Source organism: Fibrobacter succinogenes subsp. succinogenes S85, from assembly GCF_000146505.1.
GTDB classification, from domain to species: domain Bacteria; phylum Fibrobacterota; class Fibrobacteria; order Fibrobacterales; family Fibrobacteraceae; genus Fibrobacter; species Fibrobacter succinogenes.
Map to the genome: position 1 here is coordinate 2529490 of NC_017448.1, position 16636 is coordinate 2546125.

Below are 16636 nucleotides of genomic sequence, written 5' to 3' on the forward strand. Positions count from 1 at the left end.
GCCAAGGGGATTGATTCCCCTAGAAGATGTTATACATGACTGTTTAGGCAATCAAGCACCGCATTTTTGTAAACAATTTTGCCTATGAAACTGCGGAAATAAACATTGAAGTAAAACATCTTCAACCTTTAAAATTCTATCAAAATGATGAAGTTGTCGTTGATTTGGAGTAAAATATGAAAAGATGGATTCAAAAGGGAACATCTTTTTCTGTAAAAAGTATTTGTCAGATGAATGCTTCTATAGCCTTCTTTTGGACTTTGCCTTTGAGTTCGGCGACTTGCCTTTTATCGCCAATTAGTATTAGTATATATTTGTTATTGGAGGTCTATTATGCGAGTGATTTCACAAGAATTCAAGCAGATGCTGAAAGATAGTGATGTGTTGTATTTGCAGACGGCGGGTATCACATACAAAAGTAACTAAAATTACAAAATCTTGAATATAATCGACTAGTAATAGACTAAGACAAATCGGAATTTGTGGAGGGAATGATGGAAAATTGCAGGAAAACTGAACGAGAAAGAATGACAAATGGAGAATCTTTTTTTACAAATGACCCGCAGCTCATGGAGGATAAGAAAAACGCTCGTATCCTCTGTTCTCGTTTTAATAGTTCTCCGGAAGATGAGTCCTTAAGAAAAGCATTGTTAAAACAACTATTCGGGCACTGCGGGGAGAGGATAGCCATCAAGCCCCCGTTCCATTGTGATTACGGATATAACATCTTTGCGGGCGATGACTTGTTCATAAACTTTGACTGCGTGTTCCTGGATGCAGCTCCGATTCGGATTGGAGAACATTGTATGATCGGACCTAAAACCTGTATATATGCAATCGGTCATCCGTTGGACGCAGAATCAAGAAGAGAAAAGATTGGTATCCCTAAGCCGGTCACCATTGGCGATAATGTCTGGATCGGCGGTGGAGTCACGATTCTTCCGGGTGTATCCATAGGAGATGGCACGGTAATCGCTGCTGCTTCTGTAGTAACTAAATCTTTTCCTGATCATGTGGTGATTGCAGGAAACCCAGCAAAAATCATAAAGAATATTGAAGAATAACTTCCAGTTTTTGGAGGAGAACATGCGCATAGATTTCAATGAGATTGCATCCATGACTATACATGACTGTTTGGGCAATCAAGCACCGCACTTTTGTAAACAATTTTGCCTATGAAACTGCGGAAATAAACATTGAAGTAAAACATCTTCTTTCCCCTAAAAAGAAAAGACTGCCAAGAGTTTCCTGGCAATCTTTCTAAAACATTCCGCCCATAAGGCGCAAGCCTACTTCACCCACTTATCGACTTCTTTCTGGGCCTTTATAACTTACTACACCGCAAAAAGTAAAATCTGTGTAAAGCGGCGTAAAGCCTTTGTAAAGTCCTAATAAAACCTTTGGAAAACTTCATTCCATCGCCTTGCGTATTGTCGCAAGGCTTTTTAGTTTATGGCCCGAGAGGTTTTTATGACGACTTTTTATGTGATTCTTGTGGCCATGCTCCTAATCCTTGCCCTGTTCGACCTGTTCGTAGGGGTCAGTAACGATGCCGTGAATTTTCTCAGTTCCGCTGTCGGGAGCAAGGCTTTCAAGTACAAAACCCTGATGGTCTTTGCTGCAGTGGGCGTGTTCTGTGGCGCTACGTTCAGCAGCGGCATGATGGATATTGCCCGCCATGGCATTTACATGCCCCAGTATTATACCTTTGCAGAACTTATGTGCGTATATGCGGCGGTGATGTTTACTGACGTAATCCTTCTAGATATTTTCAATTTTTACGGTATGCCCACTTCCACCACAGTTTCCATGGTCTTTGAACTTTTGGGCGCCTCTGTGGCTATCGCCAGTATCAAGATTCTTTCTGACGATACCCTGGAACTGGGAAACCTCATCAACACCTCTAAGGCTCTGACGGTGATTTTGGGCATCTTCCTTTCGGTGGCCATCGCTTTTGTAGTTGGCCTTGCAGTGCAGTATGTGACGCGCCTGGTTTTCTCCTTTGGCTACAAGAAAAATATTCGATACTTTATTGGTGTTTTTGGAAGCGTTTCCCTGACGTCCATATTTTATTTTATCCTCATCAAGGGCCTCAAAAACATGAGTTTTGTGGGAGCAGGCTACAAGACTTTTCTCGCGGAAAATGAGACCGTTCTTGTGGCTGGCATGTTCGTCGGATTTTTCGTCCTTTGTCACTTGCTCCATGCGGTAAAAGTAAACGTGCTCAAGGTAATCATTGCTTTTGGGACTTTTTCTCTGGCTCTTGCCTTTGCCGGAAACGACCTTGTGAATTTTGTGGGGGTACCCCTCACCAGCCTTTCTTCGGTGCAGCATTTGATGGCTGCTGGGGGCAATCCTCAGGATTTCAACATGTCCTTCTTGTTGGAGTCGGAACCAGGACAGTGGTACTTGCTGATGGTTGCTGGGCTTACCATGGTATTCTCCCTTGTGTTTTCCAAGAAGGCTCGGAATGTGGTGAAGACTTCCGTATCCCTAGCGGCCCAAAATTCTTCTGAAGAAATCTTTGGTACAAATCCGGTCGCTCGCGCCTTAGTTCGCAGTTCTAATGGTGTCGTAAAATTTGTAACAGAATTTATTCCAAGGAAAATTTCGGATAAAATTAACACCCGCTTTAATACCAAGGAAATGATTCTGGAAGAGGATGGGGCAGCCTTTGATTTGTTGCGGGCCTGCGTGAACCTGATGCTTGCCAGTTCTCTCATAGCCCTCGGAACTTCACTGAAACTTCCCCTTTCTACCACCTACGTGACCTTCATGGTGGCCATGGGTACAAGCCTTGCCGACAGGGCGTGGAACCGTGAAACTGCGGTGTACCGCATCACAGGGGTTCTTTCGGTTATTGGAGGCTGGTTCCTGACAGCTTTTGCGGCTTTTGCCAGTGCCTCGGTGGTGGCTATGGTGCTTCACTTTGGCGGGCTCCCGGTGATATTTGCCCTGTTTGCCGTGGTTATTTTCGTGCTGGTCCGTTCCAACCTGAAGTATCGTGGAAACAAGAAGGACAAAACTGAAGAGCGTTTTGAGAAAATTCTTTCTGCAAGCCCCGAAACCAAGGTGTACCCTCTTATTCAGGAATACAGTCGGGGTGAATGGAGCGAAATTCTCCGCTGGTGTGCCGATTGCTATGAAAAACTGCTGATAGGCCTGTTGCGGGAAGATTTAGGAAGGCTCCGCTCGGTGAACAAACAAATTAAAATTCTAAAGAAACATGTGCAGCGGAATCGTCGCCACGGAACCCTGTGTACAGAAAGGCTCGCCCAAGAAGATTTGGTGGTCAAAAACTTTTTCCTGTATCAGGCCAATGACTTTATGGGGGACGCCCTGTTTAGCCTAGAGCAGATTTCTTCGCCCTGCAAAAATCACGTGGACAACGGCTTTAACCCGATGGACAACGAGAAGCGGAAGATGCTCCTGCGAACAGCGGCCCACGTGAAGGAGCGTATCGAGAGTGTCGCCGAGATGGTGGAAATCATGGACTTTGACCGTTATGATCAAGTCCGGGGCCAGCTGCGGGAAGAAGGTTCCAGGATATTTGCCGAACGAAAGGCCGAGATGATGAAGGCCGGTTCCGAAAACATCCGCGCAGAAATCCTTTATTTAACTATTCTTTATGAGTCCTGGGCGTTGCTGGATTCGGTCAGTTCCGTGGCCAAAGCCAGTAGAAAATTCCTAACTGTAAAACAATAATTTGTGTGTAATCCTATGATTTATATTGTGGAAGATGATGCTGAAGTTCGGGAAATGGAAACTTATGCTTTAAAGAGCGGCAGTTTTGACGTGATGGCTTTCGAATGCGGTAAAGTTATGGACGAACAAGTTAAGGTTAAAGTGCCGGACTTGTTTATTTTGGACATTATGCTCCCCGGTGAAGACGGCTTAAGTATTCTCAAGCGTTTGCGAGGACAGGAAAACACAAAGAATATCCCTGTCATCATGCTTACGGCGAAAGGAACTGAACTTGACAAAGTGAAGGGACTTGACTTGGGAGCGGACGACTATATCGCAAAGCCGTTTGGCATTCTAGAACTCATCTCTAGAGTACGGGCTGTACTTCGCCGTTCTGGACGAGGCTCATCCGAAAGTACGGAGTCACTGAGCTTGGCTTTAGGAGGAGTGATTCTTGATGACCAGCGTCGTTCGGTAACTGTTGACGGGGTTGCTGTAGAACTCACTTTTAAGGAATACGAGCTTTTGAAACTCCTGATGTCCCGACCGGGAACTGTTTTCTCTAGGCAACAGATTCTAGAAAAGATTTGGGGTGTGGATTTCGATATGGATACCCGCACCGTAGACATGCATGTAAAAACCCTTCGTCAAAAGTTGGGGGCGCATGGTTCTATAGTACAAACTGTGCGAAACGTGGGATACAAGGCTCTATGAAAAACAGCATTCGTTTCAGCTTGATTTACGTAGGTGTGCTGGCCGCTCTTTTTGCGGTGTATTTTACGGCACGCGTCTTCGAAAACGAAATGTCAGAACAGCTGAAGCGAGATTTGAGGGAAACAGCCTTTCTCGTCAAAAATTTCTATGGGCAGATTCCTTCAGAAGACTTTCGGAAAAACCTGGATTCCATTGCCAACAAACGTTTGCGCGTAACTCTGGTGGATCGGGATGGAAAGGTCCTCTACGAAAGCGACGCAAAAGCAGGCCAAATGGAAAATCATAGGAATCGTCCCGAAATTATGGAAGCGAATTCCAAGGGTGTAGGTGAAAACCTCCGTTATTCAGTGACCCTGAATGCCAAGGTATTCTATTTTGCAGAACGACTCCCAGATGGCAAAATTCTTCGTTTGAGCCGCCGTCAGGCGAGCCTCCACGAATCAGTATCCAAGACCATGCCTTACTTGATAGCGCTGTTGACAGGTATTGTTGTTTTGGCCATTCTGATTGCTTTAGGCTTGAGCCGCGCTTTTGTACGACCCGTGCAAAAATTGGCGGAAAACTTGGGTCAGCCAGAACTTATTGATGACGAAGATATCTACAAGGAAATCGCTCCGCTGGTCAAAACCATCCGTAAGCAGCATCGTGAACTGCAACTCACCATTGAACAACTTTCTGAAGAAAAAAAGAAAACGGCCAAGATGCGAGATGAGTTTACGGCTAACGCCTCCCATGAACTCAAAACGCCATTGACATCCATTTCTGGATATGCGGAACTTATCGAAAATGGCATGGCGAAACCCGAAGATGTAAAGCGCTTTGCTGGAAAAATTCACAAAGAAGCTGGCCGTCTCCTTTCTATCGCCAACGATATCATGACCCTTTCAAAGCTGGATGCTCCGGGAGAATCTGCGATTGGACTGGACGAATCCGTGAATTTGTGGACACTGGCTTCAAACTGTATTGACGAACTCTCCTTTAACGCCGAAAAGAAGGGTGTTCGTGTGGCGCTGGAAGGTTGTAAAACCGCAGAGGTTTACGGCAATCGTCGGCTCCTATTCGAGATGCTTTACAACTTGGTCGACAATTCCATTCGCTATACAGAAACGGGCGGTTCCGTGAGTATTCTAGTGCAACAAAAATCTATTGCTGTGAAGGATACAGGGATTGGCATTCCCGAAGAAAACCAGCCACGCATTTTTGAACGGTTTTACCGTGTGGACAAGAGTCGCTCCAAGGCTACAGGCGGCACGGGATTGGGCCTTGCCATTGTTAAGCATATCGCCGAAGTGCACCATGCAGAGATTTCGTTACAATCCGCCATAGGCGTAGGTACAGAAATAACAGTGGCTTTCTGCTAGAAGCAAGCCTATTTCTCCCACTTATGGCTCTGTCGGGTCAAAGGCGGTCCTATCGAAAACGCGGGTGGCCTGTTGCATATTATGGGTCACCATGACGACGGTATAGTCCTTCGGGTAATTTATATTTTCTTAAAGCCGTTCCAGCTGGACCAGGGAAAGGCGATTGTCCAGCCACACCTTCTTGGGCACCAGCCGGTAAAGCTTGTTGATGTATCCACCAGAACCGATAATAGAAACGGGCCCCCAGTTCACCATCATCATGCGGATTTCGTCGCACATGTCATCTACGGAATCCATGTCCACCAGGCCGCAGAGCAGCCGCAGGGTTCCGATATTGAAACTACGGCTACCCATAAACAGGCCCTAGTAAAGTCAGTTTTATAATATTTCTAGTTACTTTTCATCGAAATCGTCGGCCCCGTTCAAGAGATTGGCTCCATGATGAGTACCGGTTTCTGCAAAGATGGCCCACTGGGCCACGTTCATGGCGTGGTCGCCGATGCGTTCCAGGTATTTAGCGATCATGATGGAATGGATAATGCTCTCGGCATCGCTTTCCGTCTTCCTGATAGTTTCCACCAGTTCACGCTTGGCAGAGCGGAAAAGGAAATCCACGTCATCGTCACTTTCAATTACAATCTTGGCCAGCTTCAAGTCCTTACGGACAAAGGCATCGATACTTTGCGCCAGCATCTTAAGCACGTCAATGCCCATGGGCGGAATAGCGGCCAGTTTCAGGGGAGTCCCGTCCTGGTCTGTACACCCCGCCACAATTTCAGCAATATCTGCAGCCTGGTCGCCGATGCGTTCCAGGTCCCCCACCATTTTCAGGGAGGCCGAAATCAGGCGCAAGTCCCGGGCTACAGGCTGCTGGCTCAGCAAAAGCCGCAGGCAAAGAGTCTCAATTTCCTTCATCTTCTGGTCGATTTCCTTGTCGCCCACCACAATCTTCTTGGCGGTTTCACGGTCAAAGGCCAGCAAGGCGTCTATGGAGGCCTTCAGGGAATCTTCCACCAGGGCGCCCATTTCTATAATACCCCTGTTCAGGGCTTCCAGTTGCGAATCAAAACGGTTTCTCATTATCCAAATCTCCCGGTAATGTAGTCCTCGGTGCGCTTGTCCTTGGGCAGCGAGAACAGGGTTTCAGTCTTGTTGACTTCGATGACTTCCCCTAAGAGGAAAAAGGCGGTCCTGTCGGAAACGCGGGTGGCCTGCTGCATGTTATGGGTCACCATGACGATGGTATAGTTCTTCTTGAGTTCCAAAACTAGGTCCTCGATAATGGAGGTGGAAATGGGGTCCAGGGCGCTGGTAGGTTCGTCCATCAGGAGCACTTCCGGCGAAACTGCCAGGGCACGGGCAATGCAGAGCCTCTGCTGTTGACCGCCGGAAAGGCCGAGAGCATTCTTTTTCAAGCGGTCCTTCAGTTCTTCCCACACGCCGGATTTCTGCAGGGACGTTTCCACGATTTCATCCAGCTCCGCCTTGTTACGGATACCGTGGGTCCTAGGACCGTAGGCGATGTTGTCGTAGATGCTCATGGGAAAGGGATTGGGTTTCTGGAACACCATGCCCACCCTCTTGCGGAGAATATTGGGATTCATTTCCCCGTATACATCCTGGCCATCCAAGAGGATGTGGCCCGTAATCTTGCAGCCTTCCACCAGGTCGTTCATGCGGTTCAAGGACTTGAGTAAGGTGCTTTTACCGCAGCCGGAAGGCCCAATAAAGGCCAAGATTTCGTTGGGCATAATGTTAAGGTTCACGTTTTTCAACGCATGGAAACTGCCGTAATACAGATCCATTCCTTGAATAGAAATTTTTTCGTTAGGTGTCATTAGGTTTTTCCGATTTTCTTTGCAAATTTGTTAGAAATCCAGTTGATAAGAAGGATTACCAGAATGAGGATAACCGAAGTGGCGTAGGCCTCGCCGGTATGGAAACCTTCTCGAGAAAGTTCGTACATGTGAACAGACAGAGTCCTGCCCGAAGAGAATATTCCCTTGGGAAAATCCGCCACCGTACCTGCCGTATAGACAAGGGCGGCAGTCTCTCCCACCACACGGCCCACCGCTAGGATTACACCTGCAAGGATTCCCGGAACGGCTGACGGTAATATTACCGACAAAACCGTACGGAGCTTACCTGCCCCGAGGCCGTAGGAACCTTCGCGATAACTATCTGGAACAGAACGCAGGGCCTCTTCAGTGGTGCGCATGACCAGGGGCAAAATCATGATGGAAATGGTCAAGATACCGGAAACCAGGGAATATCCCAGGTGCAGGAAGGTCACGAAGAACAGCATTCCGAAAAGACCGTAGATAATGGAGGGAATTCCGGAAAGGGTTTCGGTAGTGATCCGCACCAGTCCCACGATCTTGTTTCCGCGGCGGGCGTATTCCACCGTATAGATGGCAGCACAGATTCCTAAAGGGCCTGCCACCAGGAGAGAACCAAACACGATGATAACCGTATTCAGGATGGAGGGCAGGAAAGAGACATTCTCCGAGGTGTAAGTGAGAGAAAACAGGGAGGGTTTCAGGAATGGGATACCCTTCACCAATATATAGAGGATCAGGAACCCCAGGGTGCATACCGTAATGGCGATGGCCAAGGACACGAGGATTCTCAGAAACAGCGAAAAGGGCGCATGCTTATAGTATCCGATCATTTGACAACCCTCTTCTTGAGAATGGAAAACAGCAGGTTGATAGTAAGGATAAAGGAGAATAGCACCACACCGGTGGCAATGAGGGCTTCGCGGTGCAGGTCCGTGGCATAGCCCATTTCCAACACAATGTTGGCGGTCAAGGTCCTGACTCCCTCGAAAATACCGTCGGGCATTCGGACCTGGTTTCCAGCCACAAGAATCACTGCCATGGTTTCGCCAATAGCCCGGCCAAAACCCAAGATGATACCCGCCACGATTCCCGAAGTGGCCGCCGGAAGAACCGTGAAGAATACACTCCTTTCGTGGGTGGCCCCGAGAGCCAGGGAACCTTCGTAGTAGCTGTTGGGGACCGCCCGCAGGGCGGCTTCGGAAACGGAAATGACGGTAGGCAAAATCATGATTCCCAGCAGAATCGACGCCGTAAAGATGCTGAAACCGCTCCCGCCAAGGTGCTGCCGCACAAAGGGGACGATGATCACCAAGCCAAAGAAGCCGTAGATCACCGAGGGAATGCCGGCCAGGAGTTCCACGGCGGGTTTCAACACCCTGTGGAGCCTTTCGGAGCAGAACCGAGCCAGGAATATGGCCGACAGGAGCCCCACCGAGACACCGATGGCTAGGGCCCCCAGTGTCACGTAGAGGCTGCCGAGAATCATGGGAAAAATCCCGTAGATCGCAGGCTCGTCCGTGGGGGCCCATTCCGTTCCGAACAAAAAGTCCGTAAAGCCTATCTTTAGAATGGCGGGGACACCGTTTGCAAAAAGGAACGCGCAGATCAGGGCCACAAACAGGATGCTTGCTAGCGCAGAGACCAGGAAGATGGTGGACGCGGCCCGTTCCTTGAATGGACTGGATAGTTTGAATTTCATGGTATTACTTGATGGAGGTCGTGAGGCGGGCGCTAAAGCCTACATCGGACATTTTGTTTTCGCTATAGACTGTCGCCTGGATTTTACCGTGGGAACCGATCTTTTTCACGAGACCTACGGCCCAACCCAATTCATCGGCATCGGTGTTCAGTTCGTCACGATTAGCGACGTATTCCACTTCGGCAAAGGCCTTGTCAAAAATACCACCGGTAGGAAATTCCACGCCGCCGTACACCGGGAAGTACTGGGTATCCTGACCGTAGAGGGGCTTTACGGCAGTGCCCGCTTCAATGGAAGCTGCATTCACCTCGTCGTCTTCGCCGGTCATGATAGCTGCCGCTTCTGCGTATACCGCCAGCTGCTTGGAGACCTGGTAGCGGGCCCGAAAATCCACCACATGGGTCAGGACTGCGCTATATTGCATCGGGTCAAGAACATTGGCGCGATAACCCAGACCGAGTTTCAGGGCTTCTCCCAATTTCAGGTCGTCGTTTACGCGGAGGTAACCCTTGTTGAAATTACCGTCATCGGTACCCACCATCACGTTCAGCTGGTTGCCGGCCATTTTCCAGCCCAGCTCAAAGGCGTCGTGGGCGTAATCTCGAACTAGAAAGCCCCGCTTAGAAAGATTCTGGTCCAGGTAGCCACCGAAATTACCGGCACCTTCCGTATCCGTCTTCCAGTGACCCAGTTTCAAGTTCAGTCCGGAAGTTGCCCACTTGTAATTTCCGTAATAGGTATCGGCCTGAAACTTGTCTGCACCTCCATTAAAGTGGGGGGCGTACATGCGGATAGTCACCTTGGCATCGAAATCTTCGGAGCTGTACGTTCCGCCGATATTGGCTCGAAACCAGAAGTTATCCAGAGTGTTTTCCTTTTCATTGTCGTAAAATGCCTTGTAGGCCTGAGTTTGAATATTTCCGGTCAAGTCAAAGCCGCTGGCCTTGGATTCTTCGGCGGCGCTAGCCATGCCGATAGTGGTAACAACAGCTGCGATGATGCAAGATTTCTTAATCGTCATTTTGAACTCCTTTGGGCCAAGCCCTGTTTGAATGACGGCATCAACTTAGATTGTCATTGTAAAAACTGAAGAGGGGTCGAAGTAAAATATTTGAGAAGTTCTTGTAACGAATAAAAGAGGAGTAAAGGCTTTACAAAGATTTTACCCTACATGCTATTGGGTCTTTACATAGCTTGTCTAACTTGTGGTCATCATTCAAAACCAACCAAGGAGTATCAAGAATGAAAAAACTGGCTTTAACCGCTTGTGTAATTAGTTTAGCTGTAATGGGTATTACGGCAGCCTGCAACGGAGAAAACGAAAAGAACGTCGAAGTCGCCACCACCAAGCAGCCTGAAATTTCCGTCATCGCCCGAGAAGCTGGTTCCGGCACTCGGGACGCCTTTACCGAACTGGTGGGAACCCTTATCAAGCAAGATGGAAAGAAAAAGGACAATACTGCCAAGGACGCGATTACCATCGACGGCACTCAGGGCGTCATGAGTGCCGTAGCCGGTAACGAATACGCCATCGGCTATATTTCCCTTGGCTCCATGAACGGTTCCGTGAAGGCCCTGAGCATTGACGGTTTCGCTCCCACCAAAGAAAACATTAAGTCCGCCAAGTACCCCATCGCCCGCCCCTTCAATATTGCCACCAAGGGCAAGATGAACGACGCCGTAAAGGACTTCGTGAACTTTATCCTTAGCGCCGACGGCCAAGCCGTTATCGAAGGAAACGGCTACATCAGAGTTTCCGATGGTAAAAAATTCCAAGCCCAAAAGCTGAAGGGCAAAATTGTCATCGCAGGTTCTTCCAGTGTGTCACCGGTCATGGAAAAACTCAAAGAAGCCTACACTGCCCTAAACCCGGAAATGGAAATCGAAATTCAGACCAACGATTCTTCTTCGGGAATGCTAGCCGCCAAGGAAGGCACCTGCGATATTGGCATGGCCAGCCGCAACCTGAAACCCAACGAACTGGAAGTCTTAACTTCCCAGACCATCGCCCAAGACGGTATTGCCGTGATTGTCAACAAGCAGAACCAAGTTTCCAATATTGCCCTGTCCAGGTTGCGGGATGTGTATACCGGACTTATCCGTAAGTGGAAAGACGTGAAGTAAAAAACGCAACTATGAAGTAAAACGAAAAAGAGGTGAACAGGATTCATCTCTTTTTTTTTACTCAAGCAAATTGGACAGGCCAGAGACATTCTCTCCAAGGCCGATTTTAGAGAAAGCTAGCTCTTGGACTGAATTGAAGAAGAGGACTAGCAATCCTAAGTGAGGCGCAATCAGCCTACTTTACCCACTTGTCCACTTCTTTCTGGGCCTTGTCGCGTTCGTTCTGGGCCACGTGTCCGTAGATGGCGAGGCCGGGGGTCACGTTCGCGCCGGTCACCTTCTTGAGGCGCTGCACACCCGAAAGGCCACTGCCTTCGTGGGTCACGAACGGGTGAATCGTTTTGCCCTTCAAATTATACTTCTCGAAGAAGGTGAACATGGGCATGGGCATTTCGCCCCACCACACCGGGTAACCGACGTAAATCTCGTCGAATTCTTCGGGGTTCACGTTCACCGGCTTGATGGCCGGGCGCGCGTCCTGCGCAAGTTCCTTCTTGGCCACGTTGATGCAGTCGTCGTATTTCTTGGGGTATTCCTTCGCGGGTTCCACATGCAAGAGCGTGCCGCCCGTCTTTTTCGCAATCATCTCGGCAATGATTTCGGTATTGCCCTTGGTGATTGTTCCGACTTCATAATTTTCATCGGCACGGGAATAGTATGCGACGAGGATTTTCTTTTCTGCTGCCATAGAGACTCCTAGAAGAAGTGATAAAAGAATCAAGGTGATTTTTTTCATGGGATCCGCCTTTTTCGTAAAAAATTCCTTTGAACCGGTTGAGTATAATATAAATAAATCCAGAACGGCCGCGTAATGCGTAATTTTTATGCCCAGTATGCGTGTGGCGCATAGCGGAAAGCGGCCACCTGCACTTGAAAGAAAACAAATAATCCATTTTCGGGCTAAAATTCCATTTGAACTGGCGCAAATTTAGAGCTTCCCCCGCCTATGCCTTCAAAGCATATCTTTTATGCGGAATAAGTATTTGGGTTTGTTGCGGGATTTGTTTATTTTTAGGGCATGAGGTGGTTCAGTTTCTTGTTCGTTTTCCTGTTCATGGCGTGTTCGAGCGATGCTGCGTCGCAGGCTATGCCGAAAGTTTCGAACAAAGGAGATTCGATCGTGCAGAATAGCAAAGGGGCGGCCCCAACGGTCAAGTTGAATTCGGGTTTCGATATGCCGGTTCTCGGGCTTGGCACTTGGACTTTGCGCGGCAAGGTGGCTGAAGACGCGGTCTATGTCGCCATCAAGAACGGGTATCGACTGATTGATACAGCAAAATATTACGACAACGAAGAAGCCGTGGGTAGGGGTATTCGTCGGGCGATTGACGATGGGCTTGTGAAGCGCGAAGATTTGTTCGTGACATCGAAATTGGTGCCGTGGAGCAGTTCCCTGGACGAAGACATCGACGACTCGCTCGAAAAGCTGGGGCTCGAATATATTGATTTGATGCTGTTGCACCAGCACGGGCGCGACGCCGAAGACAAGGCGGTTTACAAGGCTATGGAACGTGCTGTGAAGGCGAAGAAGATCCGTTCCATCGGTATTTCGAATTACTACACCGAAAAGACGGCGAAGCGCTTTTTTGCCGATTTCGAAATCAAGCCTGCCGTGGTGCAAAACGAGAACCATGTGTTTTACCAGAACACGGAATTCAAGGAATACGCAAAACGATACGGCGCTGTGGTGGAATCTTATTACCCGCTGGGCGGGCGCGGCCACACCGAAGACGTCTTGGGGAACAAGGTTGTCACAAAGATAGCGAAGGCTCACGGGAAATCGGCTGCACAGGTGGTGTTGCGCTGGCATGTGCAATCGGGCTACATTGCCATTCCGGGCTCCAAGAACCCTGACCACATCGCAGAAAACATATCGATTTTCGATTTCGAGTTGACAGACGACGAAATGAAGCAAATCGCCGCCCTTGATACGGGACACCGCTACGAAAACTGGTGAAAATCGTCAAAATTTTAGTCAAACTGGATAAAAAAGTATGTTTTTTATCCAATACAGTGTATTTGTTGAATAAAAAGGCTATTTTTATGGGTAAAGGACGGTTCATCCTATGAAGATTGCCATACAAAACCAGCGCAAGGAGCGGGACAGACTTCTCAGTCTGCCGTATATCCCCCGTCAAACCATATACGACTTTGACGAATTGCTGAAAAGTCCGAACATCAAGCTTTTGACGGGGCCGAGGCGTGTCGGAAAATCTACCCAGGCCCTTTTGATGTTGCGGGGCAAGAACTTCGCCTACCTGAATTTTGACGATAACGAACTATTGAACAAGTGGGACGAACAGCAAGCGGAGATGTTGCTTGGGGAAATTTACCCGAATTACGAGTACTTGCTGCTGGACGAAGTACAGAACGTTGACGGTTGGGACGTCTGGGTTAATAAACTTTATCGACGTGGTGTAAATTTGGTCATAACCGGCAGTAACGCAAAAATGCTTTCTGGCGAAATGGCAACCGTACTAACAGGTCGCTACCTTGAAATCAACATGCTGCCATTTAGCCTTGCCGAGGCATCGCAGTTTGCTAGCCGCTTGGGTAATGCAGAAAAAATCCAGGACGACTTCTTGAAAAACGGCGGTTACCCGGAGACTTTTACTCAAAGGTCTATTACCCAAAGTTATTTACAGACCCTTTTCGACTCCATTCTGTACAAGGACATTGTCAGAAGACATAAGATCAGAAACGCAACTGACTTGAACAATGTAGCCATGTTTCTTTTGTCCAATTTCACGGGAACATTTAGCTACAATGACGTAGCAGATGACCTAGGGCTCTCTAGCGTCAGCACAACAAAAAAGTTCATGGATTACTTGCATGAACCGTTTCTGTTTTATTATCTGGACAGATATAACAACAAACTAAAGTTGATGAAAAAAGCGCCTCGCAAGGTGTATGTGGTTGACAACGGTTTTGTTGCATCGAAGGCTTTTAATTTGAGCGATAATCTCGGAAAACTGCTGGAAAACCAGGTCTTTGTGGAGTTGCTTCATCGCGGGTACGACACCGAAAAGTCCTTGTTCTACTATCATTCCCGAAACGACAAGGAAACCGACTTTGTACTTCGTGAAGGCAACAAGGTCAAGGAACTTATCCAGGTTTGCTACGACATGTCCAAAGAAAAGACTATAAAGCGGGAAGTGGACAGCATCGTTGAATGTGCAGGAGAACTAGGCTGTGACAACCTGACTATTGTGACATGGAACGAGGAAAGGACTATCGAAAAAAAAGGCTACACAATCAAGGTTGTGCCTGTGGGTAAGTTTTAAACGTCCACTATTCACTTGACGCATAGCAGAATTATTATATTCCCCCCAAAAGGGGCTTTTTATGTTTGTCGAGACCTACATTTTGCGATTGCTGGCCGGGTTCCTGGAATACGGGACCCTTTCTACCGTAGCGGACAAGCTATACACTTCGCAGCCGGCGGTGAGCCGCGCGTTCAAGAAGCTGGAAGACGAAATCGGTACTCCGCTTTTTGAGCGCAAAAAGAACCGCATTGAGCTGAACGAGAAGGGACGCACGGTCGCCGAATACGCTAAGCGCATCATGGATTTGCAGGGCGAGATGATGGAAAAGGTAAGCCCGCAGGGGGCCACGCGCACGTTCTCCATCGCGTCGGTGGCCATCCTCCCCGCCATGCGGATGGTGCAGGAACTGCAGGAGAGATACCCCGGCGCGCAAGTCACTTACGAGATTATCGACAACGAGGCGGGCGTGCTGAAGGCCTTGAACGAGGGCACGGCGGATATCGGCATCACGCTTAAGGCCCCACGTGCAAAGAAGTACCGTGCCGAAAAATACATGCAGGAGCGGCTCTCGATTGCGCTCCCGAAAAAGCATCCGCTTGCGAAGCGCAAGTCCATCCGGCTCCGGGAACTCAAGGGCGAGACCATCATCCAGCGCAGCAATGTGGGTTTCTGGGAACAGGTCAAGCGCAAGAAGATTCCCGACGCCACCTTCATCAAGCACGACAGCACGAAGGGCATTTCAAAGCTCATCGAGCAGTCTTCGCTGTTGACGTTCGTTTCGAACCACCAGTTCGATTACGAAATTCCCAAGGACCGCAAAATTGTACCGCTCGCCGACCGCGAAATGAACGTGGAATTTTTTAAGGTGAAGTTAATGAAATAGCGCGGGCGTTTCATTTTCGCGACTTATTTCCTGATGAACTTTTCGTCGGTCTTGGGCATGGTGTTGTCGGGCGTGAAGCGTTCGGCAGTCATTTTCAAGTCGTACTTGTCGCGGAGTTTCGCAATCGTCTTCATCATGGGCGAAGCGTGGTGCACGTCGATGGCAGCCTGGCTTTCCCACGCGTCAATCAGCAAGATGGTCTCGGGATCGTCAAGCGACTGGAAATATTCGTAGCGGATGTTGCCCTTCTCGGCACGGATTTTCGCCACCGTTCCGCTAGAAACCATCTCTTCGGCGAACTTCTTTGCCGCCCCGTTCTTACCCGTATAGCGCAGGTTTACCGTAATGTTGCTCATGACACTCTCCGCAAACACGCTCGCCGCGAGCGCAAGGATTGAAAACAGTGTTAAAAACTTGAGTTTCATTTTGCCACTCCGAAATGTTTCGGATATAATATAAATTTTTTCGGAGTATGCGCAAAATGCTTAATTTTCATGCCCAGTATGCGCATGACGCATAGTGAAAATCTATTCCACCGAAAATGTCGCCTTCACGTTCCCTTTGCCGAGAATCTGCTGGAGGCGTTTCTTATTTACGTTGTCGATACGGGCGAGGCGCGTGAAATTCCAGGAATTCTTGTCGTAGTAAATGGTGATGGAGTTGCCCTGGTAAAGGATGATGTCGCCTGCGTCGGTGTCGATTTGCTTGTCATTACGCGGAAAACTGCGCGGCAGGTCAGCCACCTTCTCGAAGCTGCCGTAGTCGTGCATGTCGAGCGTCATGTCGCCCTGCATAAGGAATTCGGCGAAGGCCTTGGCCGAGGAATTTTCTTCGAGCGTCGCTGTGAAGGTGGTATCGTTCACATGGATTTTTAGTTTCACGGGAGCCTCCGTTTGGGCAGATGAACTTGCTGGCACTGCGCCGGGCGTTTTACTGGCGGACGATTTCGGCGTCTGAGCTTCGGGTTGCGTCGAATGACTCGCCGCATCGCTGCAGGCCACGAGAAAGAACAACGCTATAAGTACAATGTTTCGCATACACACAATATAAATAATTGTGCGAGC

The 16636-nt window shown here is 48.7% G+C and carries 17 protein-coding genes; 8 read left to right on the forward strand and 9 right to left on the reverse strand.

The window, feature by feature from the left end; all coding sequences use genetic code 11:
- Positions 1–494 precede the first annotated feature (494 nt).
- The 4 genes from FSU_RS10415 (at position 495) to FSU_RS10430 (ending at position 5759) form a co-directional block, all read left to right on the forward strand.
- On the forward strand, positions 495–1064 hold the full coding sequence (locus FSU_RS10415; RefSeq protein ID WP_014546369.1) for a sugar O-acetyltransferase: 570 nt from the start codon (positions 495–497) through the stop codon (positions 1062–1064).
- Between the two features lie 436 nt (positions 1065–1500).
- On the forward strand, positions 1501–3705 hold the full coding sequence (locus FSU_RS10420) for an inorganic phosphate transporter (protein WP_244263743.1): 2205 nt from the start codon (positions 1501–1503) through the stop codon (positions 3703–3705).
- Between the two features lie 15 nt (positions 3706–3720).
- Positions 3721–4398 carry a response regulator transcription factor gene (locus tag FSU_RS10425; RefSeq protein ID WP_015732089.1) on the forward strand — a complete coding sequence of 226 codons (678 nt, stop codon included), beginning with the start codon at positions 3721–3723 and terminating at the stop codon, positions 4396–4398.
- Entirely contained in the window at positions 4395–5759 is a 1365-nt protein-coding gene (locus tag FSU_RS10430) for a sensor histidine kinase (protein WP_014546372.1), read from the forward strand. Before FSU_RS10425 ends, FSU_RS10430 begins: the two co-directional genes overlap by 4 nt.
- A 129-nt stretch (positions 5760–5888) precedes the next feature.
- Here the strand turns inward: FSU_RS10430 and FSU_RS16335 are convergent, their stop codons facing one another.
- Genes FSU_RS16335 through FSU_RS10460 form a run of 6 tightly spaced genes read right to left on the reverse strand, consistent with a single transcriptional unit; the run spans position 5889 to position 10320 of the window.
- Positions 5889–6113 carry a hypothetical protein gene (locus tag FSU_RS16335; protein ID WP_014546373.1) on the reverse strand — a complete coding sequence of 75 codons (225 nt, stop codon included), beginning with the start codon at positions 6111–6113 and terminating at the stop codon, positions 5889–5891.
- A gap of 39 nt (positions 6114–6152) precedes the next feature.
- On the reverse strand, positions 6153–6839 hold the full coding sequence (gene phoU, locus FSU_RS10440) for a phosphate signaling complex protein PhoU (protein WP_014546374.1): 687 nt from the start codon (positions 6837–6839) through the stop codon (positions 6153–6155).
- Positions 6839–7597: a phosphate ABC transporter ATP-binding protein PstB gene (gene pstB / locus FSU_RS10445; protein ID WP_014546375.1), complete on the reverse strand. Its 759-nt coding sequence runs from the start codon at positions 7595–7597 to the stop codon at positions 6839–6841. The genes phoU and pstB overlap by 1 nt, the downstream gene beginning before the upstream one ends.
- Positions 7597–8430, reverse strand: a complete 834-nt coding sequence (gene pstA / locus FSU_RS10450) for a phosphate ABC transporter permease PstA (protein WP_014546376.1) — start codon at positions 8428–8430, stop codon at positions 7597–7599. Before pstA ends, pstB begins: the two co-directional genes overlap by 1 nt.
- Positions 8427–9299 carry a phosphate ABC transporter permease subunit PstC gene (pstC, locus tag FSU_RS10455; RefSeq protein ID WP_014546377.1) on the reverse strand — a complete coding sequence of 291 codons (873 nt, stop codon included), beginning with the start codon at positions 9297–9299 and terminating at the stop codon, positions 8427–8429. The genes pstA and pstC overlap by 4 nt, the downstream gene beginning before the upstream one ends.
- A gap of 4 nt (positions 9300–9303) precedes the next feature.
- Positions 9304–10320 (reverse strand): hypothetical protein, encoded by a 1017-nt coding sequence (locus FSU_RS10460; RefSeq protein ID WP_014546378.1) that lies wholly within the window; start codon positions 10318–10320, stop codon positions 9304–9306.
- A 221-nt stretch (positions 10321–10541) separates the two neighbouring features.
- Here FSU_RS10460 and FSU_RS10465 point away from each other — a divergent pair, with 221 nt between their 5' ends.
- Complete coding sequence (locus FSU_RS10465; protein WP_014546379.1) at positions 10542–11423, forward strand: substrate-binding domain-containing protein; 882 nt, start codon at positions 10542–10544, stop codon at positions 11421–11423.
- Positions 11424–11598: 175 nt separating this feature from the next.
- Here FSU_RS10465 and FSU_RS10470 read toward each other — a convergent pair whose 3' ends face one another.
- On the reverse strand, positions 11599–12111 hold the full coding sequence (locus FSU_RS10470; protein ID WP_014546380.1) for a flavodoxin: 513 nt from the start codon (positions 12109–12111) through the stop codon (positions 11599–11601).
- A 330-nt stretch (positions 12112–12441) separates the two neighbouring features.
- On the opposite strand from FSU_RS10470, the gene FSU_RS10475 reads away from it, so the two are divergent.
- The 3 genes from FSU_RS10475 to FSU_RS10485 all read left to right on the forward strand — a co-directional run bounded on the left by FSU_RS10475 (position 12442) and on the right by FSU_RS10485 (position 15572).
- A complete protein-coding gene (locus FSU_RS10475) occupies positions 12442–13380 on the forward strand; it encodes an aldo/keto reductase (RefSeq protein WP_244263614.1) in 939 nt (312 codons plus the stop codon).
- Between the two features lie 109 nt (positions 13381–13489).
- Positions 13490–14707 carry an ATP-binding protein gene (locus FSU_RS10480; protein WP_014546382.1) on the forward strand — a complete coding sequence of 406 codons (1218 nt, stop codon included), beginning with the start codon at positions 13490–13492 and terminating at the stop codon, positions 14705–14707.
- Between the two features lie 61 nt (positions 14708–14768).
- Positions 14769–15572 (forward strand): LysR family transcriptional regulator, encoded by an 804-nt coding sequence (locus FSU_RS10485; RefSeq protein WP_014546383.1) that lies wholly within the window; start codon positions 14769–14771, stop codon positions 15570–15572.
- Between the two features lie 23 nt (positions 15573–15595).
- Here the strand turns inward: FSU_RS10485 and FSU_RS10490 are convergent, their stop codons facing one another.
- Complete coding sequence (locus FSU_RS10490; protein ID WP_041260437.1) at positions 15596–15928, reverse strand: putative quinol monooxygenase; 333 nt, start codon at positions 15926–15928, stop codon at positions 15596–15598.
- Between the two features lie 171 nt (positions 15929–16099).
- Positions 16100–16453: a cyclophilin-like fold protein gene (locus FSU_RS10495; RefSeq protein WP_015732091.1), complete on the reverse strand. Its 354-nt coding sequence runs from the start codon at positions 16451–16453 to the stop codon at positions 16100–16102.
- Between the last annotated feature and the right edge of the window lie 183 nt (positions 16454–16636).